The sequence below is a fragment of the Halorubrum tibetense genome (assembly GCF_042661865.1).
Classification (GTDB): domain Archaea; phylum Halobacteriota; class Halobacteria; order Halobacteriales; family Haloferacaceae; genus Halorubrum; species Halorubrum tibetense.
Genome location: NZ_JBHSWW010000083.1, coordinates 1 through 8,855 on the forward strand (window position 1 = coordinate 1; position 8,855 = coordinate 8,855).

Annotated in this window: 7 protein-coding genes and 1 tRNA gene; 5 read left to right on the forward strand and 3 right to left on the reverse strand. The window is 67.7% G+C overall.

Annotated elements, in window-relative coordinates; genetic code table 11:
- Positions 1-329, reverse strand: a 329-nt coding sequence (locus tag ACFQEU_RS07480) for an HVO_0234 family beta-propeller protein (protein ID WP_465261123.1), incomplete at its 3' end; no start/stop codon positions are given.
- 170 nt (positions 330-499) lie between these two features.
- Here ACFQEU_RS07480 and ACFQEU_RS07485 point away from each other — a divergent pair.
- The gene (locus ACFQEU_RS07485; RefSeq protein WP_379780812.1) at positions 500-1,483 is read left to right on the forward strand and encodes a nucleoside recognition protein; all 984 of its coding nucleotides are present in this window, start codon (positions 500-502) and stop codon (positions 1,481-1,483) included.
- Between the two features lie 50 nt (positions 1,484-1,533).
- Here the strand turns inward: ACFQEU_RS07485 and asd are convergent, their stop codons facing one another.
- A complete protein-coding gene (gene asd / locus ACFQEU_RS07490) occupies positions 1,534-2,577 on the reverse strand; it encodes an aspartate-semialdehyde dehydrogenase (RefSeq protein ID WP_379780814.1) in 1,044 nt (347 codons plus the stop codon).
- 289 nt (positions 2,578-2,866) lie between these two features.
- On the opposite strand from asd, the gene ACFQEU_RS07495 reads away from it, so the two are divergent.
- On the forward strand, positions 2,867-4,492 hold the full coding sequence (locus ACFQEU_RS07495; RefSeq protein ID WP_379780816.1) for a Na+/H+ antiporter NhaC family protein: 1,626 nt from the start codon (positions 2,867-2,869) through the stop codon (positions 4,490-4,492).
- A 501-nt stretch (positions 4,493-4,993) separates the two neighbouring features.
- Positions 4,994-6,667: a histidine kinase N-terminal 7TM domain-containing protein gene (locus ACFQEU_RS07500; protein ID WP_379780818.1), complete on the forward strand. Its 1,674-nt coding sequence runs from the start codon at positions 4,994-4,996 to the stop codon at positions 6,665-6,667.
- Positions 6,668-6,891: 224 nt separating this feature from the next.
- Here ACFQEU_RS07500 and ACFQEU_RS07505 read toward each other — a convergent pair.
- Positions 6,892-6,964 (reverse strand) — tRNA-His (locus tag ACFQEU_RS07505).
- Between the two features lie 215 nt (positions 6,965-7,179).
- Here ACFQEU_RS07505 and ACFQEU_RS07510 point away from each other — a divergent pair.
- Together ACFQEU_RS07510 and ACFQEU_RS07515 are read left to right on the forward strand one after the other, a co-directional pair.
- A complete protein-coding gene (locus ACFQEU_RS07510; protein WP_379780820.1) occupies positions 7,180-7,635 on the forward strand; it encodes a DUF5814 domain-containing protein in 456 nt (151 codons plus the stop codon).
- Positions 7,636-8,244: 609 nt separating this feature from the next.
- The coding region (locus ACFQEU_RS07515) for a COX15/CtaA family protein (protein ID WP_379780822.1) at positions 8,245-8,855 on the forward strand (611 nt) is incomplete at its 3' end.

The window sequence follows — 8,855 nt, forward strand, 5'->3', positions numbered from 1 at the left end:
CACTCCGTGTCGGCGTCGGCTCCGACTCCGCCGGGCTCCGACGTGTCGTCTACGGGGACGAACTCGGGATCGTCGTCGACGACCGCGACTCGGAGCCCGTTCCCGGTCGCGACGCCCACGAGGTCGGGATCGGACGCGCCGGCCCCCGGGCGGACGGCCACGTCGCGGGCGGGTTCCCGGGCGACCATGTCGAACGCGCCGACCTTGTCGGCCGAGAGCGCGACGCGGACGACGCCGGTCCCGGTGGCCACGTACGCGTCGGTGCGGCCGGCGCTCCCGGCGTACACGCGCTTCTCCTCGATCGAGATGTCGTCCTCCGCGGGTGCCATCGGCGGGGCTTCGGCGGCGCTCCACATAAGCCCCGCGTGCGGAGAATGGTGGCTGGTACGGGCTCAGGGGATGCGGGGATGACCGGGCTCCGTTCGTCCCGCCGTGTCCCGCCGGGGCCCGCGTCGTCGACTCCGATGCGCATTAGGCCGCCCGCCGCGTAGCGACGGTAGTGCAATCGGTGCTCCCCGAGCTCGTCGCGCTGCTGTCCGACGTCGTCCCCCGTCTGGCGCGGATCATCGTGTTCATCGCGGTCGGCGTGTTCGCGGCCAACGTCGCGGTCGCGTTCGGCCTGATCCGGTACGTCGCCGGTCTCGCCGGCTGGCTCACGCGTCCCGCCAACCTCCCCGACGAGGTCGGCACCGCGATCCTCACCACCGCGGCGTCGACGACGGCCGGATACGCCACGCTCGCCGAGTACCGCGAGTCGGGGCTGCTCGACGACCGGGCGACGCTCGTCGCCGTCACCATCAACACGTTCTTCGGGTTCGTCCAACACGTGTTCACCTTCTACATCCCGGTGTTGATCCCCATCCTCGGGACGACGACCGGGGTGGTGTACGTCTCCGCACGCGCCGGGATCGCGCTCGCGATCACGGTCACCGGCGTCCTCGCCGGCGGCCTGCTCCTCTCCGAGCGCAACGTGGATCGATCCGCGCTCGCCGATGTCGACGCGTCCGGACCCGACGCCGACGACCGGACCCGACGGGAACGGGTGCGTGACGCCGCCGAGAAATCCCGGTCGACGCTTCGACGGATCGTGCCGCGGCTCGCCGCCGTGTACACGCTCGTGATCGCGCTCGTCACCTACTACGACGTGGAAGGCCTGACGAGTGCCGCCGAGCCGATCACCGGGGTTCTCGGGCTTCCGGGCGCCGCGGTCCCCGTTATCGCCGTGTACACGCTCGATACGGTCGCCGGGGCCGTCACGCTCGCCGGCACCGAGGCCGGCGTGTTCACCACGCGGACCGCCGTCGCGAGCCTCCTGATCGGTGGGATCCTCTCGTTTGCGGTGTCGACGTTCCGGCGATCGATCCCGTTCCAGTACGGGATCTGGGGCGCGGAGTTCGGCACGAAGGTGATCGCCGTCAACACGGCGCTGAAAATCGTCTTCATCTCGCTCACCGTCGCCCTGCTCCTCGCGCCCGTGTGGTGACTCCCGCTCGGAAGCGGCCCGTTCTTCTCCCCCGGACGCAACTCCCTCGCTCAGACGTAGCCTTCCTCGACGAGCAGTTCGCCATTGAGCAGCGACGCGCCGGCCGCGCCACGGATCGTGTTGTGTGCGAGACAGTTGTACTTCGCGCCGGTGGCGGTTTCCTGAACGCCGCCGGCGACGATCCCCATCCCGCCCGCGTACGTGCGGTCGAGTCGGGGCTGCGGTCGGTCCGGCTCGTCGTCGCCGAACACCTTTATTAACTGGTCGGGCGAGCTCGGCAGGTCCGCGCTCTCGAACGAGCGCATCGCCTCCCGGAGCGCTGCGGGCGAGGGCTCGTCGGCGAATTCGACGAACACGTTCTCCAGGTGCCCGTCCAGCGTCGGGATGCGGTTACACGAGGCGGCGACGTCGGCTCCGTGCAGTCGCACTTCCGCGCCGGTGAACTCGCCGAGTAGCTTCCGTGACTCCGTTTCCATCTTCGCCTCCTCGCCGCCGATGTGGGGGATCGCGTTGTCGATGATCTCCATCGAGGTGACACCGGAATACCCCGCACCCGACACCGCTTGGAGGGTGGTGACGTGGACCCGTTCGAGCCCGAACTCGTCGAGCGCCGCGAGCGTCGGCACCATCGTGATCGTCGAGCAGTTCGGGTTCTTCACCAGGGCCCCGTCCCAGCCCCGTTCGTCGCGCTGGACCTCGATCAGTTGGAGGTGCTCCGGGTTGATCTCCGGGATCGTGAGCGGCACGTCGGTCGCCATCCGGTCGTTCGAGGAGTTCGAGGAGACGACGTACCCCGCCTCCAGAAACGCGGGTTCGACCTCGCTCGCGACGCCGGACGGTAACGAGGAGAAGAGGAGGTCGACGTCCGCGTCGGCGATCCCCGCCGGCGACGTCTCGACGACTTCCATTTCCGCGACGTCGTCCGGGATCGGGGTGTCGACGCGCCACTTGGCGGCCTCGCGATACGTCTTTCCCGCGCTGTCCGCGCTCGCGGTGACGGCCGCGAGCTCGAAGGTTGGGTGGTCGTCGAGCAGCTGGATGAACCGCTGGCCCACGGCGCCCGTCGCACCGAGGATACCGACTCGTACAGACATTGCGCGTGGATGAGTCACAGACGCGTAAGTGGCTTCGGATAGCTGCCGATTCCGCCGTCCGCCGAGGGCTCCGCGACGGTATCGGTTCGATGCCGACGATCCGTCGGTGCTTCGAGCGACATCCCGACGACCTCTCGGCGATGCCGTCTAGAACCGCCGGGCCGACGGGCCGCCTCGCTCCGATTGACGGCTTGGATCCGACGGGCCGCCTCGCTCCAACGGAAGGCGGCCGGCCGCCAGCTCGGGCCGTAAGCCGGGTTTAAGTCCCCTCCCCCGAGTGTGTCACGTTATGTCATCGTTCGGTGTCCTCTCGATCGTCCCGCCGCTGCTCGCCATCGTGCTGGCGATCGTCACTCGGAAGGCGATCCTCTCGCTGTTCCTCGGCGTGTGGGCCGGGGCCGTCATCTACACCGGCGGGCTGGGGATCGTCCAGACGTTCGACTGGATCATCGACGCGGTCGTCGCCGACGGCGGGTTCCACGCCACGATCATCGTCTTCACCCTGCTTTTGGGCTCCGGCGTCGCGATGATCTGGAACCTCGGCGGCTCCTACGCCGTCCGCGACTGGGGATTGTCGCGACTCGACAGCCGGCGTGACGCGGGGCTCGTCACGTGGCTTTTAGGGATCGTGTTGTTCTTCGACGACTACGCAAACACCGCCATCGTCGGGTCGTCGATGAAGGACGTCTCCGACGGGCTGCGTGTCTCCCGCGAGAAGCTCTCCTACATCGTCGACTCGACGGCTGCGCCCGTGGCGACGCTCGGGATCTCCTCGTGGGTCGCGTTCCAGCTCGGGCTGATCAACGACGCCTACGACAACCTCGGGATCGCGGATGCCCCCTCTCCATTCGAGGTGTTCCTCTCGTCGATCCCGTTCAACGCCTACTCGATCCTCGCCATCGCCATGGTCGGCATCATCGTTCTCACCGGGCGTGACTACGGAGAGATGCTGACCGCCGAACACCGCTCCGCGTCGACCGGTAAGGTGACGCGCGACGACGCGGTCCCGATGCAGGACGTGGAGGCCGAGCTCGGCGACCCGAGCGCGGCCGAGCCGCGCCTCGTCAACTTCTTCGCGCCCGTCGCCGTGCTCGTCGCCGTCACCGTCGGCTCCGCGCTGTGGACCGGCTACGAGCCCGGCGCGTCCCTGTACGACATGGTGATCGACGCCGACTACGCCGCCGCGCTCCTGTACGGCTCGTTCGCGATGGTCGCCTCCGGGTTCGCCCTCGGAAAGATCTACGGGATCTTCGGAGTCGGCGAGGCGACCGACACGACCGTCAACGGGTTCGGGATCATGCTCACGGCGGTCACCGTCCTCGTGTTGGCGTGGTCGATCGGCGAGGTCGTGGCCGCGCTGGAGACCGCGGACTTCATCGAAGGGTTCGTGAGTGAGGAGTTCCCGACGGCGGTCCTCCCCGTGGTGGTGTTGCTCCTCTCGGCGTTCGTCGCGTTCTCGACCGGTACTTCCTGGGGCGCGATGGGGATCCTCACGCCCGTCGCGATCCCGGTCGCGTGGTCGCTGACGGGCGACCACACGATGGTCGCCGCCGTCGTCGGCGGGGTGTTCTCAGGGGCGATCTTCGGTGACCACACCTCACCGATCTCCGATACGTCCGTGTTGTCGGCGACGTTCACCGGCGCTGACCTCATCGACCACGTTCGGACCCAGCTGTACTACGCCGTCACCGTCGCCGTCGTCGCGATACTCCTCTTGCTCGTCTGGGGGGCCACCGGGATCTCCCCGGTTGTCCTCCTTCCTGTCGGGGTGATCGTCCTGATCGGACTCGTCTACGGGCTCTCCGAGTTCGACGCGAACCGCCGCGGGATCGACCCGGTCGCCGCCGATCCCCCCGAAGCCCGCGACTCCGGCGGGAGCGTCCCCGGCGAGGGCGGAGCCGACGGCACGCAGTGATGTCGGTGCGGTCACGACGCGGACTGGCGGTGCCGTCGCGTCGACCGACGGGGCCGCCCGTCGGGTGACGCTCCATCGGGTGACGGCCCGTCGCGGTGTTTAAGCCTACGCGGGGAGAATCACCGATGCGTGCCCTTAGTCCCCGCCCGAGTACTCCCTGATGGGAGCGATGACAGCGCGGAGAACCCAGGCGCGTGACATCCGGTCGCTGACGCGACCCGCCCGTCGCCGCGCAGGCGACCGCCCGCCACGAGGGTTTCCCGGTCGACGCGGCACGCCGCCGGAGATGAGACCGGTCGTTAGTGTTGCGGGCGTACATTTCGCGATACCGATAGAACGATCTGCCGTACGGAGGCGACCACGTACGAGGATCGACGGCCGGCACGCGGCGAACGCGCGCCCCCGGACCCGTGTCGCCGACGCAGCACCCGATTTACCGACGCGACTGAACGGTATCCACAGCGTTATACTCCGTTATAGATTACGTGCATCCATCGACTAATGACTCCGGGAGCGGTCGGACTCGCGATCGTGGTCGCTTCGTTCGCGGCCAGCGGCGGGGCGCTGTATCTCCTCCAGTACCTGTACCGTCAGCGCGGGAAGTCGGGCGCGAACTGGTTCATGGGGAACATGGCGTCGGTCGCCGTGTTCTGTCTCGCATACGGGGTCGCGTTGCTCGTGTTCGACCCGACGGTGCGGCTTGTGCTTGCGGTCGTCGCGTTCGTCTGCGTCTGTTTCATGGGTCCGTTCTTCCTCGCGTTCGGTCTCGATTACACCGGTCGGGGGAACCTCATCCGCACCCCGCTGTTCGGGATCGTTGCCGCGGTCCCGGTCCTGTCGGCGGTCCTCGCCGCGACGAACCGGGTTCACGGGCTCATCTGGACCGAGTTCCAGTTCGACCCGGTGTTCGGGCTCGCCACGGCCACGTACACCGTCCAACCGTGGGGGGCCTTCGCGTTCCTGTTCTCTATCGCGACCGCCGGCGTCGGTTCGCTGCTACTGATCGGCGCGATCCTGAGTTACGGGCCGCTGTACCGGCGTGAAGCGACGGCGGTGATCCTGAGTACCGTCCCGCCGTCGGTCGGCGTGTCGCTGTGGCTGTTCGGCGTCGGACCGGTCCCACAGCTGCATCTCACCGCGCCGCTGATGCTCGTCCACGTCGCACTCGACGCGTACGCGTTCGTCGGCACCCACATGTTCGAGACGAACCCGGCGACACAGCGGATGGCGGAGCAGACCGGGTTGGATTCGTTGTCGGACCCCGTGTTCGTCCTCGATACCAACGAACAGGTCGTCCGGGTGAACGGCCGGGCGGAAGAACGCTTCCTGTCCCCGTCGACGTCGCCCCCCGCCCCACTCGAGTCGGTTCTCGGTGTCACGTTAGGGACGCTCCGTGAGACGGGCGAACTCACGCTCGGGGCCGAGCGCGGCGGGACGTTCGCCGTGTCGTTTACCGATCTGACCGACCCGGTCGGTGAGTCGGTGGGGAGTATGGTCGTGCTGTACGACGTGACGGAGGAGCGCGAGCGCGGGCAACAGCTCGGAGTGTTGAACCGCGTGCTCAGGCACAACCTCCGGAACGAGACGATGGTCATCAGTGGATACGCGGAGCTGTTGGAAACGACCGTCGACGACCCCACACAGGCGATACAGGCCGGTACGATCGCGGCCGCAAGCGATCGACTACAGTCGATCGCTGAAAAGGCCGGCGAGTTCGACGACATCCGAGAACGGGGGGTCCAACCGGAACTACTCCCCGTGGAACACGTCGTCGCCCAGGTCGTCGAGACGCGTTCGGCCGCACACGACGATGCGACGATCACGTACACGGTCGAGCCGGCAGATCACCGGATCCGTGCCGATCGACGGATCCTGTCGGTGCTTCTGGACAACCTCGTCGAGAACGCGACCATCCACGCCGACGCCGCGGAGCCGACGGTTAGTATCGCCGTCACGGGAGCGGCTGAGGCGGATAGCGAGACGCGGATCGAGATCCGGGACAGCAACGACCGGATCCCCGAACACGAGATCGAGACGCTCCGAGCGGGCGAGGAAACGTCGCTCCAGCACGGGCAGGGGATCGGGTTGTGGATCGCCTACTGGTGTACGCGCAAGCTGCGCGGAGACATGCGCTTCGAGTACGACGACGGGAACGTGCTGACGCTCACGATCTAGCGTCGCTCTCGCCATCGCCTCCGACCGTGATGACTACTCCCCGATCGAGTCGGCGGTTCGATCCACGCTCGCCTTCCGGCTTTTCCACTCCTCCCTTCGGGCGTCGTGAAAAAGTCCGGGTGCGAGAATCGAACCACGGTCGTTCCGCTCGCTGCGCTCGCTTCACTCCCCGATTCGATTCACGGTCGGACTTTCGACTCCTCACATCCGTTCGTCGTCAGAAAGTCCGGGTGCGAGAATCGAACCCGCGTCTCAGCCTCCACAAGGCTGAAGGATAGTCCACTACCCTAACCCGGACACGCGTCGTCAACTACCCTGCTTTGATAAATAACGGTTACGACTCCCGGATGGGCGTGTGACATCGTGGCGTCCCGGGCCGTCTCCGTCCGTCGGCGACGAACCGATCGCGTGAGACGGGCCTTGGAGCCGCCCACACACCGGAGAAGCCGCCCACACACCGTCGGAGCCGACCACACGTCTTTTGCCGGTCGCTCGCGTACCACCGGTAACCCGTGGCGTTCACCGACAAGATCTACGTGAAGAATCACCGGCAGCTCGCCTCCCAGTTGGAGACGAACATCCCAAAGGGGGCGTTCGCCGGCGCGACCCTCGACATGCTGTTCACCGGCGACGGGCTCTCGAAGCTCGACTCGACGACCAGGGACCGGATCCTCGATTTCGCCGAGGACTTCCTCGATTGCGACTGCCAGGCGAACCCCTACTGCGGCTGTGCGGAGCGGAAGTTCATCCGATACGTCCTCGAACTTCGCGCCGAGGGGTTGGGCCCGCAGGCCATCGTCGACGTGATGACTGACGACTACATGGTGTACGCGTACACCGGCGACGTCCGCTCGTTCCTCGACGACGCCGTCCGCCAGCTGGAGGCCGTCGAGACGCTCGCCGACGTCGAGGGCAACGACGAGATGTCCGCGAAGGCCCGCCGAGCGAAACGCGAGCTGTCCGGCTGAGCGAGCCACGTTGCGTCGCCGGCCGGAGGCCCCTTTTATATCCCATTCGGCCGCTCCCGATCGCTCGGCGGATCGGGTGTCGGTAGTCGCGGGCGCGGTGGACGCCGCGGCGTCCGTGATCGCTTATAAGTGGGCGGCGGCGCGGCGATCTCCTTCACGGATCCGTCGGACACAGCCCCGTCGGACACAGCTCCGCACCGCACCTCACACCTCCCCAGCCTCGCCGGGTCGGTGCTTATAAGCACCGACCCGGCATCCCTCGCGGTCGGTTCGCGCCCTTATAAGGGCGCGAACCGGCACGCCACCGCTCGGCTGGAACGGTGCGATCGGCCGTTCGTTGGGGCGGTGCGATCGGCCGTTCGTTGGGACAGTGCGATCCCCCCTTCGCTTGGGGCCGATGCTGCTCCGGTCGGCGGGACGACCCGTCGGACCCCCTTATATACTCCCGTCGACCGGGTGCGGGTCGCGGACGGCGTTCGCGGGTCGTGTCCTCGTTCCCGCACGCGTGGACCGTCCGAACGGTCTAAGTACGCGGAAACCCGACCACTGACAATGAGTCTTCGGCCCGCGTGGATGACGTTCCGGCGGTACGCGGCGGCGACGACCGGGATGACGCTGACGTTGTTCGCGATCGGCGTGTACACGGCGGCGACCGGTTCCGGACTGGCCTGTGAGGCGCAGTGGCCGCTGTGTTCCGACCAGCTGATCCCCGCACTGACGATCAACCCCGACTTCATCGAGTGGTTCCACCGCGTCTGGGCGATGGTCACTGGCTTCCTCATCATCGGCGTCGCCGGCTGGGCGTGGCTCGGCCGGTTCGACCGCCGGACCCGACTGGCGGCGACGCTCGCGGTGGCGATCCTCCCGGTCCAGATCACCGTCGGGGCGATAACGGTGACTATCAGCGGGCTCGTTCCCGGGGGATACACCGTTTCGACGCACGCCGCACACCTGATCGTCGCGCTCACGATCTTCACCCTGCTCGGGCTCGTGACGATGTGGGGCGGGCGCGAGGACGGTCCCGGCGGCGGTTCGACCCGACTCCTCCGGATCGGCGTGACGGTCGCCGTCGGCGGCGTCGTCGCGAGCGCCGTCTTCTCCCGAGCCGTCCCCCTCCTCACCTACTCGCCGGGCGCACAGGCGACCTTCTACGTCGCCGGCTTGGCCGCGCATCTCGGGCTGGTGGCGGCCGTCGTGGCTGCGTCCGAGGGCGTTGACGG

What these genes read in the sequence shown, in the direction of transcription:
- asd (WP_379780814.1), bottom strand. Translation starts at nt 2,577, where the DNA reads ATGTCTGTACGAGTCGGTATCCTCGGTGCGACGGGCGCCGTGGGCCAG.
- ACFQEU_RS07495 (WP_379780816.1), top strand. Translation starts at nt 2,867, where the DNA reads ATGTCATCGTTCGGTGTCCTCTCGATCGTCCCGCCGCTGCTCGCCATC.
- ACFQEU_RS07500 (WP_379780818.1), top strand. Translation starts at nt 4,994, where the DNA reads ATGACTCCGGGAGCGGTCGGACTCGCGATCGTGGTCGCTTCGTTCGCG.